Genomic DNA, 20,780 nt, shown 5'->3' on the forward strand with positions numbered 1-20,780 from the left:
CGACGGAGAAGCGGGCCCACGACGTGTCAGCGCAGGAGAAACCGGGCCGTGTTCGTAGGATTTGCCCATGACAGCACCGCAAATCTATGTCCTCTTCCCAGGTACTGCCCGCGAAGCCCTGGGTTTCTACGCGGAAATCTTTGGCGGAGAACTAACCCTTCACTCGTATCAGGACTTCTCACGCACTGACGGACCCGCGGACGCCATCGCCCATGGGGTCCTGAGCGGAGTCGTTGCCTTGGCCGGCGCTGACGCAGGGGCGGGTGAGAAGAGCGTCCGCATCGAAGGCGCCATGCTTAGCTTGCTCGGAGCGGCCGAGCCTGCGGTCCTGCACGAGTGGTTCGACAAGCTTGCCGACGGCGGCCGAATCGTCGATCCCCTGGCCCAGAAGCCGTGGGGCGCATCAGACGGCCAGGTTGTCGACCGCCACGGTTTGCACTGGCTCCTGGGTTACGAGGCCGCCAAATAGCACGCGTGACGTGAGCGAGCGTCAGCGGGAAAGCTACGGGATGTGAGAGAGCGTCCCGCCCAAACCGGCGGGACATGAGAGAGCGTTGGGCCTGAACTACTCGCCCAGGATTTCGGCGGCCTCCAACCACTCGAGCTCCAGGCCCTCTTTCTCGTCCAGCAATTCGCGGAGCTTGGCATTGAGATCGCTGAGTGCGTCGAAGTCGCCGGATTCGGACTTCGCAGCCATCTGGGTGTGAAGCTTTTCTTCCTGCTGGGCGATCTTGCCGAGTTGGCGGTCGATCCTGTTCAGGTCCTTCCGGGCTTCGCGCTTTTCTGCTTCGCTGGCACCTGAAGGAGACCCGGACGAAGAGGAAGTGGAAGCTCCACTGGCAGAAGTCGGCGCGCCGGAGCCGCCGCCCACCGCGCCTGAGGCCAGGGCAGCTTCGCGCAGCTCAAGATATTGGTCTACGCCGCCAGGCAGCCCACGGAGTTTGCCGTCGCCCAGCAACGCCATTTGGTTGTCGGTGACGCGTTCCAGGAGGTAGCGGTCGTGGCTGACGACTACGAGCGTGCCGGGCCAACCGTCCAGGACATCTTCGACGGCGGCAAGGGTGTCGGTGTCGAGGTCGTTGGTGGGTTCGTCGAGCATGAGGACGTTGGGCTCCCCTACCAGCAGGCGAAGGAGCTGCAGCCGCCTGCGCTCACCACCGGAAAGGTCGGAGACCGGGGTCCATTGCTTTTCCTTGGTGAACCCCAGCTGTTCCACGAGCTGTCCCGCGGTGAATTCCTTGCCGCCCACGCTGAAGGACCGCTTCTCGCGCTCAATGACCTCAATGACGCGCAGGTCCGAGACGTCGTCGAGTTCCTTGACGTCCTGGGTGAGCACGGCGGTGACCACGGTCTTTCCGCGCTTCACTTTGCCGGACGTGGGCTGGATTTCACCGTTGAGCAGTTTCAACAAGGTGGACTTGCCCGCGCCGTTGACGCCCACGAGTCCCAGGCGTTCGCCCGGTGCAAGCCGAAGGGTGATGTTGTCGAAAAGCTTCTGCCCGTCCTCGCCGTCGAGGAAGTCGAGGGACACGTTCTCAAGGTCGAGGACGTCCTTGCCCAAGCGGGCGGTGGCCATCTTGCTGAGTGCCACGGAGTCGCGCGGATCGGGCACGTCGGCGATGAGGTCGTTGGCGGCTTCGATCCGGAACTTGGGCTTTGCCGTTCGGGCCGGGGCACCGCGGCGAAGCCACGCGAGCTCCTTTTTGACCAACTGCTGGCGCTTGTTTTCGACGACGGCGGCCATCCGGTCACGCTCGGCGCGCGCCAAAACGTAGGCGGCGTAACCGCCGTCGAACATGTCCACCATGGCGTCGTGGACTTCCCAGGTGTAGTTGCAGACTTCGTCGAGGAACCAGCGGTCGTGGGTGACCACCAGGAAGGCACCTTGGTTGGCTCGCCATCGCGACTTGAGGTGGCGGGCAAGCCAGGCAACACCCTCGACGTCGAGGTGGTTGGTGGGTTCGTCCAGCATGATGACGTCGTGGTCTTCAATGAGCAACTTGGCCAACGCGACACGGCGTTTCTGTCCACCGGAGAGGGCGTGGACGTTGGCGTGCCAGTCGACGTCGCCCACCAGCCCGCCCATGACTTCGCGGATTTTGGGGTTGGCGGCCCATTCGTGGTCCGCGCGGTCGCCGACGATCGCAGCGCCCACGGTGAGGTCGCCGTCGAGCACGTCCCCTTGGTCAAGGTAGCCGACGGTGACGTCGCCGCGTTTGGTCACGCGGCCGGAATCGGGCGTTGAGCGCGAGGCGAGCAGCCGCATCAGGGTTGATTTGCCGTCGCCGTTGCGGCCCACCATGCCGATGCGGTCACCGTCCTCCAAGCCGAGGGTGACGCCGTCGAGGACAGTGCGGGTCGCGAACGAAACCGTGAGGTTTTCGCCGCCGAGCAGGTGGGCCAATGGGTACTACTTTCTACTGCTGGAATGCGGGTGCTAAAAGCTGGAGGGGTACTACAGGAGGGTATCGGAGATGATCCGGGCACCGGGAACGGGGCCGTGCACCGCGACCGCGGTGTGGCCCCGGTGGGTCAATTCTTCGGCGAGGACAGCGGCGGACACTGGGTCCCGCGCCAGTAACGCAATGGTGGGGCCGGAGCCGGAGACCATTCCGGCCAACGCCCCGCGTGCTTCGCCGAGGCCGATCGTGTCACGCAGTTGTGGAGCGAGCGTGATGGAAGCCCTTTGGAGGTCGTTGATGAGGACCCGGCTCAGTGTCTCGGGGTCACCGTGGCGGAGGGCTTGGAGAATGGTGGGATCCACGTCCACGGGCTCCGGAATGTCTACCCCTTCGGAATCCCGGAGTCCGTCAAGGGTGCGGAACACATCGGGAGTTGATAGCCCGTAATCGGCAAAGACCAGCACCCAGTCCATCTGGGCTTTTGCCAGCGCCGGGGAGAGTTTGTCGCCCACGCCAAGGCCGACGGCGGTGCCCCCCAGGAGCGAGAACGGCACGTCTGCGCCCAACTCGGCAGCCAGGTGCGCGAGTTCTTCGCGGGACAGTCCGCTGTTCCACAAGGCATCGCACGCGAGCAGCGTCGCTGCGGCATCTGCGGAACCGCCGCCCATACCACCCGCAACGGGTACGCGCTTGGTGATTTCCAGGTGCACGCCCGTGGGCTTTTCGGACATTTCCGCCATGATGGCCGCAGCCTTGTAGGCGAGGTTGCGCTCATCCAGCGGTATCTCGACGCCGTCGAGGTCCAAGGTGCTGTCCGGGCTGATGCTGATGGTGATTCCCTCAGCCTCGGTACTGGTAGCCGCTACTTCCTCGTACAGGGAAACGGCCAGGTAGACGCTGGCCACCGAGTGGTAGCCGTCGGCCCGCAGGGGGCCCACGCTCAAGGAGACGTTGACCTTCCCGGGAGCTTTAACCCGCACTGTCCTGGCATGGAAGCGATCCCCCACGAACGGCAGGCTGCTCGGTTTACGGGTCCCCGGCGTCATGCGTCCACGGGGTGGCGGGCTTCGGCGATTTTGACGTAGGCGGAAATATCCAGGACCTCGCCGCGGGCCGTCGGGTCCACACCGGCTGCAACAAGGCAACGCTCCGCTTCAGCTGCGCTCCCGGCCCAACCGGCCAGGGCTGCGCGGAGCGTCTTGCGTCGCTGGGCGAAGGCAGCATCGATGACGGCGAAAACCTGTTCCCGGGTGGCGTGCGTCTGCGGTGGATCATGGCGTGTGAACGCCACAAGCCCCGAGTGGATTTTAGGTGCCGGCCAGAACACGTTCATGCCGATGACACCTGCTTTGCGCATATGCCCATACCAGGCGGCCTTCACGGAGGGCACACCGTAGATCTTGGACCCGGGAGTTGCGGCCAAACGGTCAGCTACCTCGTCCTGCACCATCACCAGCCCGTGCTGCAGGCTCGGGAAATGCTGGAGCAGGTGCAGCACCACTGGTACGGCCACGTTGTAGGGCAGGTTGGCTACCAGTGCCGTGGGCGGCACCGGCAGTTCGGTAACTTTCATGGCGTCCGAAAGCACCAGGTGGAAGTTCTCTTCAGCGTGCGGGCGCCAAGCCCGAACCGTTTCCGGCAGCTTCCCGGCCAGGACCGGGTCTATCTCCACAGCTACTACTGACTTGGCCGCGTCTAGCAGGCCCAAGGTGAGGGAACCCAGGCCCGGGCCGACCTCCAAAACGGTCTCACCGGCGTCGATATTGGCGGCAGCCACGATCCTACGGATCGTGTTGCCGTCAATCACAAAGTTCTGGCCCAGGGTTTTTGTAGGGCGTACACCGATTTCCTCGGCGAGCCGTCGAATGTCTGTGGCGCCCAGCAAAGGCGCGACGGCGGCGGGATCGGAATTCGGTTCAGTCACCTAGGTATCGTATCGCCTGCGCGGACCTAGGCTGCGTGCGCGCAGCCCCAGTCGCTGAGGCCGTTCTTTGCGTAGAGGCGGTTGGCGATCTCGATTTGCTGGGCTTTGGTGGCGAGGCTCGCGTTGGCAGCGTAAGCGCCGCCACCGTTGGCCAACCACGTAGGACCGGAGAACTGAAGGCCGCCGTAGTAGCCGTTACCACTGTTGATGGACCAGTTTCCACCGGATTCGCACTGGGCGATCCTGTCCCACATGGCCTCGTTCGGGGCGCCGGTGGGACCGCTGGACGTGGGTGCTCCTGCGGCGGCCTTGGCCGGGGTGGCGACAGGGCGCGCCTTGGTGCCGACGCTGACCTGCTCGGTGACAGGCTTGGTGGTGACGTCGCTGGAAACGAGGGTACGGGATGCCTCGCGGCCATCAACCATGACCAACTTGAAGTTCTTCGTCAGTGAGCCGGGTACGCCCTTCTGCGTGACCTTCTCTTCGCCCTTGAACAGGTCGGCGGAGTCGGTCTTCACGCTGTCGAAAGGAACCTCTTCGGTGGCCTGGTCGGTCTTGCTGGTATCCACGCGTGAAACCTTGATGACCATGTCCTGGACGATCGGAGCGTTGTCCGGCTGGGACACACGATCGTTTGCTCCGACGATGATCTTGGCGTCCTTGAGGACTGTGGCGACATCGGGCGCCGTCGTCGTGGTGCTGGTGTCCTTGCCGTCAGCGACGAGGCTGATGGTCTTGGGAGTGGAGATCGACACGAAGGAGCCGGTCACCTGGAGTGAGGCTTCCTTGGGCTGGGACACTTCGGCGGAGCTTGCCACTCCGAGTTCGCTCACCAGGCCTGCCACGTCCGGAGCGGTGGTGTTGACGGTCTTCCGGGCACCGTCCAACTCAATGGAGACGGCTTTAGCCAGGTTGACGTTGACCACAGAGCCGTTCTCGACCTTGCTGTCCAATGCAGGGGAAACGCGGTCTGCGTCCTTCAGCTCGACCTTGGCTGCCTTGACCACCTGGTCCACAGTGCCGCCGAAGGTCTGGATGGAGCTCACTTTGCCGTCGACGTTAAGCGTGACTGTCTTGTTGTTGCCCACGAAGGCGACGACACCGACTACCAGCGCGGCAACAACCAGCAGCTGGGCTCCGACTTTGAGGAAGCTGAACTTGCCATCCGTTGTGAAGAACTTGATCACGATTGCCCATTACTCTCAGACCATCCGGGCACGGGGAAAAGCACAGAAGAAATGCCAGCCGCAAAACGGAGGGGCCAGACTACAAGCCTGGTCCCACTCCTGCTGCCGGCATCTGCGCCGCCAAAATCATTCAACTTGTGGGCACGGAATCATCCCGCCCAGTTGTCCGAAGGCCTTCCCCGACCCCGGCTATTTGTTTAACACAGTAACCGATCTGTTATAAAGCGACCAAGACATCTGCATACCCGGTATCCATTTGAGAGGCCCTCCGCCACCCCTCAAACAGGCATCAGGCCCATGATCCGTAGGCCCGCAGCGTGTTTTCGGCCAACCGCGAACACAGCTCGGCGAGGTCATTTCCTGTCACTTCTGCCATGGAACGGACTGTGTACGGAACCATGTAGCTCGCGTTCGGCCGTCCTCGATGCGGGTGCGGAGTCAGGAACGGCGAATCCGTTTCCACCAGGATCCTGCTGGGCTCGGCGATTGCCAATGCCTCCCGGAGGTTCCCCGCGTTCTTGAAGGTCATGGTCCCAGCGAATGACATGTACCAACCGTTGTCGTTACAGATCCTGGCCAGTTCCGCGTCGCCGGAGAAACAATGGAAGACCACCCTCTCCGGGGCTCCCTCCTCCCCCAGTACCTGCACCACATCATCGTGGGCGTCGCGGTCGTGGATCTGCAGGGTCAGACCCAGCCTTTTTGCTATGTCGATGTGGCGCCGGAACGAGTACCGCTGATGGGCCAAACCTTCACCGTGGGTCCGGAAAAAATCCAGCCCGGTCTCGCCTATGGCCCGGATCCGCGGGTGGGATGCCAATTCCTCGATCTCTGCGAGCGCCGACTCCAGCTCACCGCGGCCAGCATAGATGGGCGCATCGTTGGGGTGTATGGCCACGGCTCCGAGCAGGCGCGCATCGCTCTCCACGGCCTGCACAGTGAACCGGGACGACTCAAGGTCGCAGCCCACCTGCACGGCGCCCTGCACGCCCACGGCCTCGGCTGCGTCCATGGCGTCCCGCACGGAGACTTCGATGAGGCCGTGCCGGAAGTCCAAGTGGGTGTGGTTGTCCATCACTGGCACTGGCAGGGGTTCGGGCGCCGGTGGATATGCCTTTCGGGCATCCGTGGGTTCGGTTGCATCGGCTGGCGCGCGGTACGGAGCAGGGGCGAGGGAGTTGCACATCTTTCCACCTTAATCGGACCGCGGTCCTTGGAACGGAGGAGATAAATTCCACTTGGCACATAAATTCCGGAAGCACTCTGTCAGCGACGGCCAAACTCTGGGTAGTCTGGAACGGAAAGGCGGCCAGCACCAGCGGGTTTGCTGTTGTGTGGCCACGGCTGAAGGGCAATCCATGGAGTCCAAGCGACAAGTCACTGTTGAACCCTCGCCCCTCCATGACCAGGCCTACAGTGAACGTCCCCACGATGGCGCTGCCCTGAACGGACACAAGCCGCAGGTCATGGACTCTGAACGGTTCCACGACGCAAGTGAACGCATCCTGGCCTCCATCGGCCAGGTCATCGACGGGAAAGCGGACGCGGCCAAGCTGGCACTGACTGTCCTGCTCGCCCAAGGACACCTTCTTCTGGAGGACGTGCCGGGCGTAGGAAAGACACTCTTGGCGAAGACATTGGCCAGGACCGTGGACTGTACGGTCTCACGCATCCAGTTCACCCCTGACCTCCTGCCCTCGGACGTCACGGGCGTGTCCATCTATAACCAGTCCTCACGGCAATTCGAGTTCCGGCCGGGTGCCGTTTTCGCGAACATCGTGATCGGCGATGAAATCAACCGCGCCTCCGCCAAGACCCAGTCAGCCCTCCTGGAGTGCATGGAGGAGCACCAGGTGACAGTGGACGGCCGCTCCTACCAGCTGGGTCTTCCCTTCATGGTGGTGGCAACGCAGAACCCTATCGAGATGGAAGGCACCTACCCCCTGCCTGAGGCCCAACGCGACCGGTTCATGGCCCGGATCTCCATGGGTTATCCGGACAAGGATGCCGAAATCGAGATGCTTGAGACGCACCAGGCATCCTCGCCGCTGGTCAACGTGACCCCTGTGGTGACGGCCAACGATGTTGCTGCCATGATTGCTGCGGTCCAGCAGGTGTATGTGTCCACGGCCATCAAGGAATACACGGTTGCCATCGGCCGGGCTACCCGCGACAGCGCCCGTCTCCGCCTGGGTGCAAGCCCCCGCTCCCTGTTGCAGCTGTTGCGTGCCGCCAAGGCCACAGCGGCGCTCGATGGACGTGACTTCGTCCTCCCCGACGACGTGGTGGACGTGGCCGAGTCGGTGCTGGCACACCGGATCATTCTGGACCGCAAGGCAACGAGTTCCGGCGACACACCGCAAAGCATCATCCGGGGCATCCTCGCTTCCCTGCCGGTGGCACAGGAAACGCCCGGCCAAGGCCGCAGGGACCGGCACACCGCTTAGGAGGCGGGCATATGGCACTCGTGGATCGGCTTCCTAAGCACTTGTTCACCAATCGCGGATGGGGACTGCTGGCTGCGGGCGCCCTGGCACTCGGTTGTGCGTACGTCATGGGCAGGCGCGACCTGCTGACCTTGGCGGTCCTCCTCCTTATCCTGCCGTTGGTCTCGCTGGCAGGCGTCCGGGTGCTCAAGCCGAAGTTCCAGGTGTATCGGGAATTCAATCCCTCCACAGTGGAAACAGCCAACACCACCACGGTCCGCCTGGCCGTTGCCCGGTCCACGTACACCAGCGGCCACGTGATCATGGAAGAGCAACTCCCGCCCCGGTTCGGCGAACCTCCCGCTTTCCGCTTCCCGGCGCGGTCGGCTTCCGGCGGCACCAGCCGCTATGAATACCATTTGCGGTCGGGCAAGCGGGGGCAGTTCAGGATCGGTCCGGTCACCGCCGAGTTCAGCGACCCTTTCGGTTTGTCGTTGCGCCGCCATTCAATTGACGACGGCGACATCCTCACCGTGACGCCGGCCGCCGTCGAACTTCCCGCTACGGGCTTGGCAGGAGCGCGCGGCAACGACGGCGTAACTGCGACACGGATCCGGGCCAACCCCAGCGACGACGACATCATGACCCGCGAGTACCGGCACGGGGACCCGATGCGCCGCGTCCACTGGGCTGCCACCGCCCGCCATGGCCAACTCATGGTTCGGCAGGAGGAGTCCGTCACCACGCCGGAAGCCACCCTGATCCTGGACCAGCGGTTCACCGCGTTTTCAGGCGGCCCTGGCTCCGGGTTCGGAGCCCACGACGACGATTCGGACCTGGTGACCAGCCCCAGCTTTGAGTGGATGGTCACCGCTGCCATGTCCATCGCCGGGCACCTGGCGGAGCGGAACTATTCCCTGCGGGTCCTGGATTCCTTTGGCGGCCCGGCCTTCCTCCGTTCCCGTTCGGCGCCGGAGCCGGACACGGAGGAGTTCGCAGGTGTTGGCGGCTTGCATGCGGTCGCGGAGGGGCTGGCCGCCATAGAGCTCAGCGGCCCCAGGCACGTCCGGGGCGACCACCATCGGATGGAGCATTCCCGCGCGGACCAGCGGAGCCAAGGCAACCACGGTCCTGACCACCGCGAGTCCGGTGCCAGCGCATCAGAGGACTCCGTGTTCGATGACCGGCTGATGGACAAGCTCGCGGCACACCGCCTGCGGGGCCCGTTGTTGGCCTTGGTCGGGACCATGACCGCCGCCGAGGCACGGGCCCTCGCCCCGGCCGCAGCCTACGGCGCGAATGCTTTCGCCCTGGTCATGACCGACTCTTCCCGCAGCAACGACGACGTGCTGGAAATCCTGCGGCAAGCCGGCTGGCGGGTCGCCGCCGTAACGTCCCGGACGTCCCTGGTCGCAGCATGGTCCTCCTTCGATGAGGGCGGCATCGTCGCGGCTGCAGGCGCAGCCATGGACGTGCGGCGCGGGGCGGCGGTGCCCCGATGACTGCCACTTCGCACCGCTCCCCCGAACCCGCGACCCAACCCGGCGGAAAACCCGGTCAGGACGAGCCCAGGAGGACCCGGCCGCGGCGCCCTGGGCCTGGGTTGTATCCGTGGGTGATGGCCGGATCCATCGCGGTGGCAGTCCTTGGAGCCGCTTTGTCCTTGAACGGTGTGCTGAGGGGCTGGGCCTGGTTCATGCCGCTCATCACCACTGTCGTGGTGGTTTCGCTTGCCCTGGCCGGACTGCGGGCCCTCGGCGCCCGGCCCATCCTGGCCACCCTCGGCTCCTTGGCGAGCCTCACGGGTGTGCTGAGCTTCATTTTCTGCCGCCAGGACAGCCTGGCTGGTTTCATCCCCACCCCCGGTACGTTGACCGCCGTCGGGCGCCTCATCAAGCGAGCTGGCGAGACTGTAGTCTCCGAGAGCGCTCCGGTGGCGCCCAATGCGGGCATCGTCTTTGTGATGTGTGCCTGCCTTGGCCTTCTGGTGATCCTGGTGGATGCGCTGGCTGTTCCGCTGGCCATGCCGGCTGCCAGCGGAATTGGGCTGATTGCCATCATGGTGGTTCCGGCCACCATCAAGCCCCAGAGCGTGGGCATGCCAGGGTTCCTCGGCGCGGCCGTGGGATATCTCCTCATCCTCGGGTGCAGCCATTGGTTCGCCCCCGACGCCCGGTTCCAGACAGGGACGGGGCGCGGTTCCGGCCAGTTTCGCCGATCCGTCGTCACGGGCGGGCTGGCGCTCGCTTTGGCCATGGTGGTCCCGCTGGCCATTCCCGGCTTCGAGACGGGTACGTTCCCGCAGGGATCGAGGTTGAGTCCGTGGGGCACTTCCAACGGCCTGAACCCCATGATCACGTTGGGCAACAGCCTCCGCAGCCCCATTGGTTCGGGTCGGATAACGTACGCCACAAGTTCCGGCTCCGCACTGTATCTGCGCTCGGTCACCATTGACCATTTCGACGGCGAGACCTGGGCGCCGGATGACCGGGCAGCGCAAAGGCGGGCCGGTGCCGACAGGATCGAGACCGGCTACTCGGTCCAGGGCGACGTCGTAAATGCCGTGACCTCAGTCAACGCGGGCCTGTTCACCAGCCCCTACCTCCCCGTGCCCTTCGCGCCGGCGTCAGTGAACGGACTCAACGGAAACTGGACCTGGGATCCGGCGACCCTCAGCATCATGAGCACGGAGACCACCACCCGCGCCCAGCGCTACGTCGTTTTCTCCGCCGCACCCAAGGTCACGGCGAAAGCTTTGGCCCAGGCTGCGCCCACACCCAAGGGGATCTCCGATGACTTCCTGCGGATTCCCAACGGCCTGCCGGAGATCGTCCGCCAGACAGCAGATGCGGTGACACGCCCTGCGGCGAATAATTACGCCAAGGCATTGGCCATCCAGAAATACCTGCGCTCCGGTGAGTTCACCTACTCGCTGCAGGCCCCCGTCCAAAACGGCTACGACGGAAACGGCCTCTCGGTGCTGGCTGACTTCCTTGCCGTGAAGAGCGGATACTGCGTGCACTTCGCATCTGCCATGGCCGTGATGGCGCGGGCTGAGGGCATCCCAAGCCGGATCGCCGTAGGCTACGCGCCCGGCCGCCTCACCGGCGAGTCAGTTGCGCTGGTGGGCCAAGGGTCGTTCCCGGAGTACGAAGTTGATGCCCGGGACGCACACGCCTGGCCGGAACTGTACTTTGAGGGCCTTGGCTGGGTTCCTTTCGAACCCACGCCGTCGCGGGGCGTCGTCCCGGAGTACGCCTCGGAGAGCTCCACCGTGGGGAACCTCAGCACCAACGCGGATGAAAAAGACGTCCCCACCACGCAGGCCCCACCGGCAACCGCTCCTGTGCCCCTGCCCGGCGTTGACACGCCGGCAACGACGGCAGCCAGCGCCAACCCGTACCCCGCCATGGTTGCCATCGCTGCCGGGGTCCTGCTGCTGATCGGCTTCTTGTGCTCGCCCCGGCTGAGCAGGTCCCTGCTTCGCCGGCGGCGCCTCAACCGGAAGGCTGCCGAGGAGTCCCCCGTCGTTCCGCCGGGTGCTCTTGATACAGCACCGCAGCTGGCATGGGATGAACTGCAGGACCTCGCCACTGACTATGGGGTGGAGTCAACGCCCAGCGAGACGCCAAGGCACTTCTCCGCCAAGCTCCGCTCGAGTCCCGCTTTGGGCGAGGTTGGCGGGATGGACGACGCCGCGCACGCAGCGGTTGCCTCGCTCACCTCGGACTTCGAACGGCAGCGCTATGGTCGCCCCGCAGAGGCCGCCCCGGCAGCGGCGACGCGCATCGCCGTCGTCCGTGAATCGCTGCGGAACAACGCTACCTGGTTGGTGCGCTTTCGCGCGGACTGGCTGCCGCCGTCGATGATGCGCCGCTGGGTCCATGCCCTGGGTGCGCCGTTCCGGGCTGTTGGGGCGCTGGGAAAGCGGCTCGGGTGGACGGTGGCCCGGTGGTGGCGGGCGCTCCGGGGGTTGCTGCCCGAGCGCCGCTGACGCGCCCGGCCACACTGTTGCCCGTTCGACAGCAAAGGGCCCGACGCCGGAACTTGTGGTTCCGGGGCCGGGCCCCTGCATGTGTCTGACGTTCTTGTTGCGAGAGCGGCAGACCGGATCCTGTGCAGCCTAGTCGGCGTACGGGTCCGCGATACCTACGTACTGGGTGTAGAGGTACTCTTCGATGCCTTCGGAGCCGCCTTCGCGGCCCAGGCCGGACTGCTTGACACCACCGAACGGAGCGGCGGCGTTGGAGATGACACCGGCGTTCAGGCCCAGCATGCCGGTTTCAAGGCGTTCGCTGATCCGCAGGCCACGGTTGAGGTCCTTGGTGAAGACGTAGGCGACCAGCCCGTATTCGGTGTTGTTGGCCAGGCGAACCGCGTCATCCTCAGTGGAGAACGTGATGATCGGGGCAACCGGCCCGAAGATCTCTTCACGCAGGATACGGGCGTCCTCGGCCACGTTCTTCAGCACGGTGGGCTGGTAGAAGTAGCCGGGACCGTCAACTGCGGCACCACCGGTGACTGCCTCAGCGCCACCTTCTACTGCTTCGGTCACCAGCGCGTGCACGCCGTCGCGGGCCTTGCCGTCAATCAACGGACCGACTTTGGACTCTGCTTCGGTGCCGCGGGCCGTGGTCAATGCGCCGATCCGGGCTGCGAACTTCTCTGCGAAGGAGTCGGCGATGGACTCGTGCACAATGAAGCGGTTGGCTGCGGTGCAGGCCTCGCCCATGTTGCGCATCTTCGCGGCGATGGCGCCCTCAACGGCTTTGTCCAGGTCAGCGTCCTCGAAGACGACGAACGGGGCGTTGCCGCCAAGTTCCATGGACGTGCGCAGGACCTTGTCCGCGGCTTCGCGGATCAGTGCCTGGCCGACCGGCGTGGAACCGGTGAAGGAGATCTTGCGGAGACGGTCGTCCTTGATCAGCGGGCCGGTAACAGCTCCGGCCGTGGAGGTCTGGATGACGTTCAGGACGCCGGCCGGAAGGCCCGCTTCCTGCATGACCTGGGCGAACAGCAGGCTGGTCAACGGGGTGAGGTTGGCAGGCTTGAGGACCATGGTGCAGCCAGCGGCGACGGCCGGGGCTACCTTGCGGGTGGCCATGGCCAGCGGGAAGTTCCACGGGGTGATCAGCAGGCAGGGACCAACCGGCTTCTTCTGCACGAGCAGGCGGTTCTTGCCATCCGGTGCTGCGGAGTAGCGGCCGGAGACGCGGACCGCTTCCTCGGAGAACCAGCGCAGGAACTCTGCGCCGTAGGTCACTTCGCCGCGGGCTTCGGCCAGGGGCTTGCCCATTTCCAGGGTCATCAGGAGTGCGAAGTCTTCTGCACGCTCGGTGACGAGCTCGAAGGCACGGCGCAGGATCTCGCCGCGTTCGCGTGGGGCGGTGCTGGCCCAATCAGCCTGGGCGGCAGCTGCGGCGTCGAGGGCCGCGGCGCCGTCTTCAGCACCGGCGTCGGAGATGCTGAGCAGGACCTTGCCCGTAGCGGGGTCCTCAACATCAAACGTCTTACCGGATCCTGCCGGGCGCCACTGACCGTTGATCAGCAGGCCGGTGGGAACGGAAGCCAGCAGTTCGCTTTCGCGTTCAACCGTGACAGTCATGGCGACTCCTTCGTCTTGGGTGCTTTGGAGTGTTGCACCACTATGGTTCCTTGCCAGAAGTGGCTTGAATTACTGCCACGGTACTGCCCAGCCGGAAGGAGTGTCTACGCCTTCGCGCACTGCCAAGCGGGCGCCTATTTGTGCAGCTGCACAGCGTCGATCAGCGGGCTGCCAGGACCGCCGAGTACAGTTCCCGTTTGCTGACGCGGGCGTCCTCTGCCACCGCTGCCACGGCTTCCTTCAGGCGGATTCCCTGGGAAATCAGCTCGTTGACAGCTGCAACGTGGTCCTCGGGCTTGCCGGGTTCCTGTTCAGGCGCACCACCGACAACTACGGCAATTTCACCGCGGACTTCGTTGTTTTCAGCCCATTCGAGGAGTTCACGGAGGCTACCGCGGATGACTTCCTCGTACGTTTTGGTCAGTTCACGGCAGACAGCGGCGCGACGGTCGGCACCGAAGCGCTCATGCAACGCCCGGAGCATCACTTCGAGCCGGTGCGGCGCCTCGAAGAAGACCATGGTGCGGCGTTCGTCGGCGAGGTCTACCAGGCGGGAGTTCCGCTCACCGGACTTGCGCGGCAGGAACCCTTCGAAGCAGAACCGGTCCGTGGGCAGGCCGGAGAGGGCCAGCGCCGTGAGCACGGCGGAGGGGCCAGGAACCGCGGTGACAGTCAGTCCGGCCGCGACCGCCCCTTCAACCAGGCGGAAGCCAGGGTCCGAAACCGCAGGCATGCCGGCGTCGCTGACCATGAGGATGGTCTTGCCTGCACGCACGTGGTCCAGCAGTTCGCCGGTCTTGGCCACCTCGTTGTGTTCGTGGTAGCTGATGACCCGGCCGGTAACCTCCACGCCCAGTGCCGTGACCAGCCGGTGCAGGCGCCGGGTGTCCTCCGCGGCCACGATGTCCGAAGTCCCAAGGAGCTCAATGAGGCGGGTCGATGCGTCGCCAACATTTCCGATCGGGGTCGCCGCCAGTACGATCCTGCCAACACCCGGGGTTCCACTGGATGGTGGACTCTCCAAAAGGGGCGCCCCGTCCATATCTTCTTCGCCGAAAGGAGCCAGGTCCGGGGTGTTGCGTTCTTCGTCCACCTGCCAAGCCTAATGCCGCACGGCCCTCCGCGCCGCACCTCAACGCTGGCATAAGGATCGAAAGGTAGCATGGGCGGGTGAACCAGTCGCCCGTTCCTGCCACAGCTTCCGGCACTCCCGAGGCGTCTTCCGCGACCGCCGAAACAGTCGGCCCCGAGGCCCTCGGTGTCACTCAGCGGTCCGGCTCTGCGGGCAACACCGGAACTCCAGCCCATGACGGGTTGGCGTCGGCCTCGCCAAACCCAGCTTCGCCGAACCCAAGCGCTCACCTGCCTGGCCGCGGCTTGCAGCGCCACCGGTGGATAGCCCGGCCCGCGGAGGCGTTCACCGCCACCGCGCTGCGCGCCCGTCTCATCGGCGAGGTGCAGAGCTGGCGCGACTACCCGGCGTCGTTGCGTTTGTGGTTCTGGCTGATCCCCACCATCACGGCGGTACTGGGCGGAATCCTGCGATTCTTCCGCCTCGGCGAGCCACACAGCCTGGTTTTCGACGAAACGTATTACGTCAAAGACGCTTACTCCTACTTGATGAGCGGCTACGAGCGGAGCTGGCCGGCCCAGGCCAACGACTCATTCAACGCCGGCAACCCGAACGTCCTGCTCAACACGCCCGAATATGTTGTCCACCCACCGGTGGGTAAATGGATGATCGCGTTCGGGATGTGGCTGTTCGGCGGCGACAATCCTTTCGGCTGGCGTTTCAGCGCAGCACTGACGGGCACGCTGACGGTGTTCCTTGTCTCGCTCATAGCGTTGAAGCTCTTCCGCTCCCACACCCTGGGCGTTGTTGCCGGGCTCCTGCTGGCGATCGACGGCCACCATCTGGTTCTCTCCCGGACCTCACTCCTTGACATCTTCCTGGCGTTCTGGATTCTGGCCGCTTTCGGCGCCCTGTTGCTGGACCGCGACGACGGCCGACGCCGGCTTGCTGCCCGGCTCGCCGCGCAGGCGGCTGCTTCGCCGGGGCGTATGCCCACCCCCAGCCAACTCGTCGCTGGCCCATGGTTGGGAATGCGCTGGTGGCGGCTCGTCGCTGGCCTGTGCCTTGGCCTGGCGGTGGGCACCAAATGGTCAGCGCTCTTCTTCGTTGCCGCGTTCGGCCTGATGACAGTCCTTTGGGACATGAGCGCGCGCCGTGTCGCCGGCATCCGCAGTTGGTTCAGCGCCGGCATCATCAGGGACGGCCTGCCTGCGTTCGTCACCATCATCCCCGTCGCTGCCCTCACCTACGTGGCCACATGGACAGGTTGGTTCCTCTCCAAGGACGCCTACTACCGCCAGTGGGCAGCCACCAATCCGGCCCCCGGCTGGGATTGGTTGCCAAACTCTGTGCGGTCCCTGGCGCACTACCACCTGGAAGCGTTCAAATTCCACCAAGGCCTCAGTGCCGACCACCCGTATGAGTCGAGCCCGTGGACATGGCTGGTCATGGGGCGGCCTACGTCGTTCTACTACCAGTCCCCCAAGCAGGGCACGGCGGGCTGCGTCGTGGAAACCTGTTCCTCGGCTATCCTCCCGGTGGGGAACCCGGTGGTCTGGTGGGGTGGAACCATCGCGTTGGTCATCCTCTTGTTCTGGTGGGCCGGGCGCCGGGACTGGCGTGCGGGAGCAATCCTTGCCGGTGTGGCAGCTGGCTATCTGCCGTGGTTCATGTACCCCGAGCGCACCATGTTCATCTTCTATGCGGTGTCCTTCGAGCCGTTCCTGGTCCTGGCCTTGGCCTATGTGCTTGGTTTGGTCCTGGGGCGCAGCAGCGACCCTCCATGGCGGAGGCGCTCGGGGCTATACGTTGCGGGTTTGGTGTTGGTGCTGGCAGTTCTTGCAACCGCGTTCTTCTACCCGGTGCTGACTGCCGAGGTAATCAGCTACCAGGAGTGGCGGATGAGAATGTGGATGCCGTCGTGGATTTAGGAGGCAAGAAGTGAGGGAAGCAAGCACGGATCTTCTGGTGGAGGTCGATCCCGACACCAACGTGACGGACCTCCTCCTTGAACGCTGTGCCAAGGATCCCTTCGGCATCCTCTACGCCCATAACACCCCCAACGGCTGGTTGAACGTGTCAGCAGCCAGGTTCCTCGCCGACGTCACGGCCTTGGCCAAGGGGCTGATTGCCGGCGGCCTGAACCCTGGCGACCCTGTGGCGGTACTGTCGCGATCAAGCTTCGAGTGGACCCTGGTGGACTTTGCCATTTGGATGGCCGGTGGAGTGACCGTGCCCATCTACGAGACGTCCTCTGCCAGCCAGATTGAGTGGATACTGGCCGATTCCGGGGCACGCCGGATCTTCGTGGAGGACGCGGGCAAAGCCAGTCTCGTCCACGATGTGGTGGACAAATCTCCGTCGCTGGGAGACGACCCCGTCACCATTGTGCGGATGGAGCACGACGGCGACGCCCCCAACCTGACCAGCGTGTCCGCCGTCGGCGTCGGAATCATGGACTCCGAGCTGGAGCGGCAGCGCAGCGCCGCGACGCTCGCCGACGTCGCCTCCATCGTTTACACCTCCGGCACCACGGGCAAGCCGAAAGGCTGCGAAATCACGCACGGCAACTTTGTCCTGGTGGCGCGCAACGTCATTCCTTTCCTGCCCGAATTGCTGATGCAGCAGGACGCCCGGACGTTGATGTTCCTGCCACTGGCGCATGTTCTCGCACGTGCTGTCCAGGTGGTGTGCCTCACGGCGGGCATCACCCTGGGGCACAGCGCCGGCGCCAGCGGGCTCATGGCCGACCTCGGAACGTTCAAGCCAACGTTCCTGCTGGCAGTCCCCCGCATCTTCGAGAAGGTCTACGCCGGCGCCGGACACAAAGCTGCCATGAGCGGTAAGTCCGCGCTCTTCGCCGCAGCCTCGGCAACCGCTGTTGAATATTCGACGGCGGTCGACCTCGCCGCGCGCGGCAAGGGGCCAGGCCCCGGTTGGCTCCTGAACCTCAAGCACAGTACCTTCGACAAGCTCCTGTACCCGAAGGTCCGTGAGGTCTTCGGTGGCCAGGTGGGTTACACCGTATCTGGCGCCAGTCCCCTGAGCCTGCGCGAGAACCACTTCTTCCATGGCGCGGGCGTTCCGGTGCTGGAAGGCTACGGCCTGACCGAGACCACGGCACCTTGCACGGTCAATACGCCCAGCATGACAAGAATCGGCACAGTGGGGATCCCCTTGCCCGGGACCACCGTGAGGGTGGCCCCGGACGGCGAAATCCTGGTCAAGGGAATCGGCGTGTTCAAGGGTTATCACGGCAATCCGGCCGCCACCGCCGAGGCTTTCGTCGATGGATTCTTCCGGACGGGCGATCTCGGCGAATTGGACGAGGACGGCTTCCTGACCATCACGGGACGGAAAAAGGACCTCTTGGTCACGGCCGGCGGGAAGAACGTGGCTCCGGCTCCCTTGGAGGAGAAGCTCCGCGAACACCCATTGGTGGGCCAGGCAGTGGTGGTTGGCGACGGCAGGCCGTTCGTCGCAGCGCTGGTGAGCCTGGACCCGGAAGGGCTTGCAGACTGGTGCGCAGTGAACAAGGTCTCCCTTTCCGCTGAGGAAGCCGTTGGGGACAGCCGTGTGCAGGCCGCCGTCCAGTCAGCCGTGGACGAGGCGAACAAACTCGTCTCCGAAGCGGAGTCCATCCGGAAGTTTGCCTTCATCAAAGCCGAGCTCAGCGTCGAGTCCGGGCACTTGACGCCGTCGTTGAAGCTCAAGCGGGCCGCCGTCGTCAGCGACTTCGCGCCCATCGTGGAGAAGCTCTACGGAAAGTAGCTCCGGCACCCTCGCGCTGGACAACAAAAAACGGACCCCTATCGGGGTCCGTTTTTGTGTGGCTCAGCGGTCAGGACTACCGGCGGCCATTGACCGCTTCGGAATCGTCGTCCGCGTCCTCTGCGATTGGCTCCGGGTTTGCGTCAGCCTCGACGCCCTGACGGCCAGCGATGCCCGCGCGACGCCGCTTGGTGGGCCACGTCAGGATGAACGTCAGCGTCGCCACCAGGAACACCAGGGCACCGATCACGATCCCGGCATCGACCCAGAACTGTCCGGGGAAGAGTCGGATGAGGGTGTCATCCAGGGAGAACGTCCACGTCCCGTTGGCGAAGAAGATCCTGTGGAACTCGGTAAAGAACTGCTGCCAGCTCAACGCGGCCAGGACGGCGAGGCCAATGATGATGACCAACGTGACAATTGATCCCGCGAACAGGCCGCGGCGGATTCCGCCGTTGCTTCGCTTACGCAGGTACAGGATGCCGATGATGCTGAGGATGATCAGCAACAGACCAGCCGCGAAAGAAGTCAGGATGACCACTTTCACGTCGGCCATGTGTGCCACTTCGCTGTCCTTGAACAGCTTGGTCCCGTCCTGGTTCACCAAGCCGCCCAGGTACCGCGGACCGGCCCAGTTGCTGAGGTAGTCCACCGCGTACGACCCGAAGGTCATGCGGTCATCGGTGCTGAAACCGTAGCCATCGCCGGGGAAACCGGGACGGTTGTACTCCACCCAGAGGAACAGCGGGCTGGTGACCGCCCTGACAGCGAGCACCAGGAGGATCACGGGGTAGAACACCGCCAACAGCACCTGGAAGATCCGGGGACCCACCGGCTTGACCTTCGCCGCCTGCTCGCGTTCGGCATTGCGCCGGGCTACTTCGTCTTCAGGCGGTCGGACCTGAAGGGCCGACGTCGGCAAAGGCTCCGAATAGTGCGACGGTTCCTTATCCGCTGAAGTACTTGCAAGTGTGTCTGCGAAAAGCGGCGGTTCCGGCTCGGCGTCGGCCGCTTCAGCGGCTTTCCGATCGGCGCGGGTTTCCGGCTGTGCGGTGCTTTCTGAAGCCGTGGGAGTCGCGCCCGTCGTAGTTGCCGGCGCGGGCTGGGCAGCCTTGGGAGTGGGGGCAGCCGCGGGTTCGGGGGTCACTGCCGAAGCACCGGAGGACGTCTTTGGCTTCATCCAGTCGAACGCCGGTTCGTTGGGGTCCTCAGGGACGTCCGTGTCAGGCTCTTGTGGTTTTGGGCTCTTGTCGCTCACAGCGGGTTCACTTCCGTAGGCATGCACCGGCGGCGGTTGGGGACTGCCGGCTCTCTTGTCTGCATTCGAGCCTACCGCCCGCCATGACGCAGACACGCGGAGCCACCCCGCCTGCGACCAGATCGCAACGCAACCGTAAGGTCTATGCCGCGATACTCCGGTAGCCGGCGTCGTGGGCGTCCAGGTCTCCAGTCACACCGGACCGGACCGCCTTCCGGCCCAAAACCAGGGTGTAGGTCCAGTAAGCAGCCAGCACGAACGCGCCGATGCCGATTTTGGCCCACACCGGCAGTTGGCTCGGCGTTACAAAACCTTCAACGATGCCGGATACCAACAGGACCAGCACCAGGCCCAGGGCAACAGTGATCAGGGAGCGGCCCTCATCGGCGACCGCCTGCAGCCGCGTCCGCGGACCGGGCCTCACCATGGCCCAAAAGATCTTCAGCCCCGCCGCGCAGGCAATGAAAACGGCGGTGAGTTCCATGAGCCCATGCGGGAGGATGTAACTGAAAAAGATGTCCAACTTCCCCGTCGCCAGGAAAAGCCCAGCCGCGATGCCCACGCCCTGCGCATTCATGAAAAGGATGAACGGAACCCAGAAACCCGTTACTCCGAATGCCACTGCCTGGGCGGAAATCCAGGCGTTGTTGGTCCACACCGCGCCGGCGAACGACGCCGCGGGATTTTCCGAGTAGTAGTCAATGAAGTCTTCCTCGACGTACTGCTTCACTTTCGCGTCGCTTGCCACAGCCCTCAACGCTTCCGGGGAGGTGCCGATCCAGAGCGCATACGCCCCTGCAACCAGCACGAAGGCCACCCCGCACCACACTGTCAACCAACGGATCCGGTAGAAGGCGGCCGGGAGGGAAATGACGAAAAAGCGCGCCAGGTCTTCCATGAAATTCGAGCGGGCGCCGGTAAACCTGGTGCGGGCCTGCGCCAATGCGGCAGAAAGGGACGCTGACAACCCGGACTCAGGCGCCACGGACCGGATCAGTGACAGGTGCGCAGACACGGTTTGGTACAGACGAAGCAATTCGTCCGCCTCAGCCCCCGTAATCCGGCGTTTATGCGCCAGGAAGTGAAGCCGCGACCATTTGTCCCCATGCACGGCCGAGAAGGCATCTATGTCCAC

The 20,780-nt window shown here is 64.5% G+C and carries 15 protein-coding genes; 6 read left to right on the forward strand and 9 right to left on the reverse strand.

Features of this window, described 5'->3' with window-relative positions:
- Positions 1-67: 67 nt before the first annotated feature.
- Positions 68-469, forward strand: a complete 402-nt coding sequence (locus ACNQOP_RS09615) for a VOC family protein (RefSeq protein ID WP_416404330.1) — start codon at positions 68-70, stop codon at positions 467-469.
- 96 nt (positions 470-565) lie between these two features.
- On the opposite strand, the gene ACNQOP_RS09620 is transcribed toward ACNQOP_RS09615, so the two are convergent.
- From ACNQOP_RS09620 to ACNQOP_RS09640, 5 genes are all read right to left on the reverse strand, one after another.
- Positions 566-2,404 carry an ABC-F family ATP-binding cassette domain-containing protein gene (locus ACNQOP_RS09620; RefSeq protein WP_416404331.1) on the reverse strand — a complete coding sequence of 613 codons (1,839 nt, stop codon included), beginning with the start codon at positions 2,402-2,404 and terminating at the stop codon, positions 566-568.
- Positions 2,405-2,455: 51 nt separating this feature from the next.
- Positions 2,456-3,448 carry a 4-(cytidine 5'-diphospho)-2-C-methyl-D-erythritol kinase gene (locus ACNQOP_RS09625; protein ID WP_416404332.1) on the reverse strand — a complete coding sequence of 331 codons (993 nt, stop codon included), beginning with the start codon at positions 3,446-3,448 and terminating at the stop codon, positions 2,456-2,458.
- Positions 3,445-4,326 (reverse strand): 16S rRNA (adenine(1518)-N(6)/adenine(1519)-N(6))-dimethyltransferase RsmA, encoded by an 882-nt coding sequence (gene rsmA, locus ACNQOP_RS09630; protein WP_235519382.1) that lies wholly within the window; start codon positions 4,324-4,326, stop codon positions 3,445-3,447. The genes ACNQOP_RS09625 and rsmA overlap by 4 nt, the downstream gene beginning before the upstream one ends.
- A gap of 26 nt (positions 4,327-4,352) precedes the next feature.
- Positions 4,353-5,513, reverse strand: a complete 1,161-nt coding sequence (locus ACNQOP_RS09635; RefSeq protein ID WP_349469659.1) for a transglycosylase family protein — start codon at positions 5,511-5,513, stop codon at positions 4,353-4,355.
- A gap of 289 nt (positions 5,514-5,802) precedes the next feature.
- Entirely contained in the window at positions 5,803-6,699 is an 897-nt protein-coding gene (locus tag ACNQOP_RS09640; protein ID WP_416404333.1) for a TatD family hydrolase, read from the reverse strand.
- 172 nt (positions 6,700-6,871) lie between these two features.
- Here ACNQOP_RS09640 and ACNQOP_RS09645 point away from each other — a divergent pair, with 172 nt between their 5' ends.
- From ACNQOP_RS09645 to ACNQOP_RS09655, 3 genes are read left to right on the forward strand one after another with little or no spacing between them, the layout of a single operon-like run.
- The gene (locus ACNQOP_RS09645) at positions 6,872-7,960 is read left to right on the forward strand and encodes an AAA family ATPase (protein ID WP_416404334.1); all 1,089 of its coding nucleotides are present in this window, start codon (positions 6,872-6,874) and stop codon (positions 7,958-7,960) included.
- A gap of 11 nt (positions 7,961-7,971) precedes the next feature.
- Entirely contained in the window at positions 7,972-9,441 is a 1,470-nt protein-coding gene (locus ACNQOP_RS09650; protein ID WP_416404335.1) for a DUF58 domain-containing protein, read from the forward strand.
- Positions 9,438-11,933 (forward strand): transglutaminaseTgpA domain-containing protein, encoded by a 2,496-nt coding sequence (locus ACNQOP_RS09655; RefSeq protein ID WP_416404336.1) that lies wholly within the window; start codon positions 9,438-9,440, stop codon positions 11,931-11,933. The genes ACNQOP_RS09650 and ACNQOP_RS09655 overlap by 4 nt, the downstream gene beginning before the upstream one ends.
- Positions 11,934-12,062: 129 nt before the next feature.
- Here the strand turns inward: ACNQOP_RS09655 and ACNQOP_RS09660 are convergent, their stop codons facing one another.
- The gene (locus ACNQOP_RS09660) at positions 12,063-13,544 is read right to left on the reverse strand and encodes an NAD-dependent succinate-semialdehyde dehydrogenase (RefSeq protein ID WP_416404337.1); all 1,482 of its coding nucleotides are present in this window, start codon (positions 13,542-13,544) and stop codon (positions 12,063-12,065) included.
- A gap of 160 nt (positions 13,545-13,704) precedes the next feature.
- Entirely contained in the window at positions 13,705-14,586 is an 882-nt protein-coding gene (gene rsmI, locus ACNQOP_RS09665; RefSeq protein ID WP_257369016.1) for a 16S rRNA (cytidine(1402)-2'-O)-methyltransferase, read from the reverse strand.
- A gap of 128 nt (positions 14,587-14,714) precedes the next feature.
- On the opposite strand from rsmI, the gene ACNQOP_RS09670 reads away from it, so the two are divergent.
- Positions 14,715-16,547: a phospholipid carrier-dependent glycosyltransferase gene (locus ACNQOP_RS09670; RefSeq protein ID WP_416404338.1), complete on the forward strand. Its 1,833-nt coding sequence runs from the start codon at positions 14,715-14,717 to the stop codon at positions 16,545-16,547.
- A gap of 10 nt (positions 16,548-16,557) precedes the next feature.
- Positions 16,558-18,387 carry an AMP-dependent synthetase/ligase gene (locus ACNQOP_RS09675; protein WP_416404339.1) on the forward strand — a complete coding sequence of 610 codons (1,830 nt, stop codon included), beginning with the start codon at positions 16,558-16,560 and terminating at the stop codon, positions 18,385-18,387.
- Between the two features lie 76 nt (positions 18,388-18,463).
- Here ACNQOP_RS09675 and ACNQOP_RS09680 read toward each other — a convergent pair whose 3' ends face one another.
- The gene (locus ACNQOP_RS09680) at positions 18,464-19,645 is read right to left on the reverse strand and encodes a TIGR01906 family membrane protein (protein WP_416404340.1); all 1,182 of its coding nucleotides are present in this window, start codon (positions 19,643-19,645) and stop codon (positions 18,464-18,466) included.
- Positions 19,646-19,787: 142 nt separating this feature from the next.
- Entirely contained in the window at positions 19,788-20,780 is a 993-nt protein-coding gene (locus ACNQOP_RS09685) for a stage II sporulation protein M (protein WP_284986132.1), read from the reverse strand.

It is taken from the genome of Arthrobacter sp. LFS091 (genome assembly GCF_047977885.1).
In the GTDB taxonomy this organism is placed as follows: Bacteria; Actinomycetota; Actinomycetes; order Actinomycetales; family Micrococcaceae; genus Arthrobacter.

Excerpts from the sequence above, each read along its gene's own strand:
- ACNQOP_RS09615 (WP_416404330.1), top strand. The coding sequence starts at position 68 with ATGACAGCACCGCAAATCTATGTCCTCTTCCCAGGTACTGCCCGCGAA.
- ACNQOP_RS09625 (WP_416404332.1), bottom strand. The coding sequence starts at position 3,448 with ATGACGCCGGGGACCCGTAAACCGAGCAGCCTGCCGTTCGTGGGGGAT.
- ACNQOP_RS09640 (WP_416404333.1), bottom strand. The coding sequence starts at position 6,699 with ATGTGCAACTCCCTCGCCCCTGCTCCGTACCGCGCGCCAGCCGATGCA.
- ACNQOP_RS09645 (WP_416404334.1), top strand. The coding sequence starts at position 6,872 with ATGGAGTCCAAGCGACAAGTCACTGTTGAACCCTCGCCCCTCCATGAC.
- ACNQOP_RS09650 (WP_416404335.1), top strand. The coding sequence starts at position 7,972 with ATGGCACTCGTGGATCGGCTTCCTAAGCACTTGTTCACCAATCGCGGA.
- ACNQOP_RS09655 (WP_416404336.1), top strand. The coding sequence starts at position 9,438 with ATGACTGCCACTTCGCACCGCTCCCCCGAACCCGCGACCCAACCCGGC.
- ACNQOP_RS09660 (WP_416404337.1), bottom strand. The coding sequence starts at position 13,544 with ATGACTGTCACGGTTGAACGCGAAAGCGAACTGCTGGCTTCCGTTCCC.
- rsmI (WP_257369016.1), bottom strand. The coding sequence starts at position 14,586 with ATGGACGGGGCGCCCCTTTTGGAGAGTCCACCATCCAGTGGAACCCCG.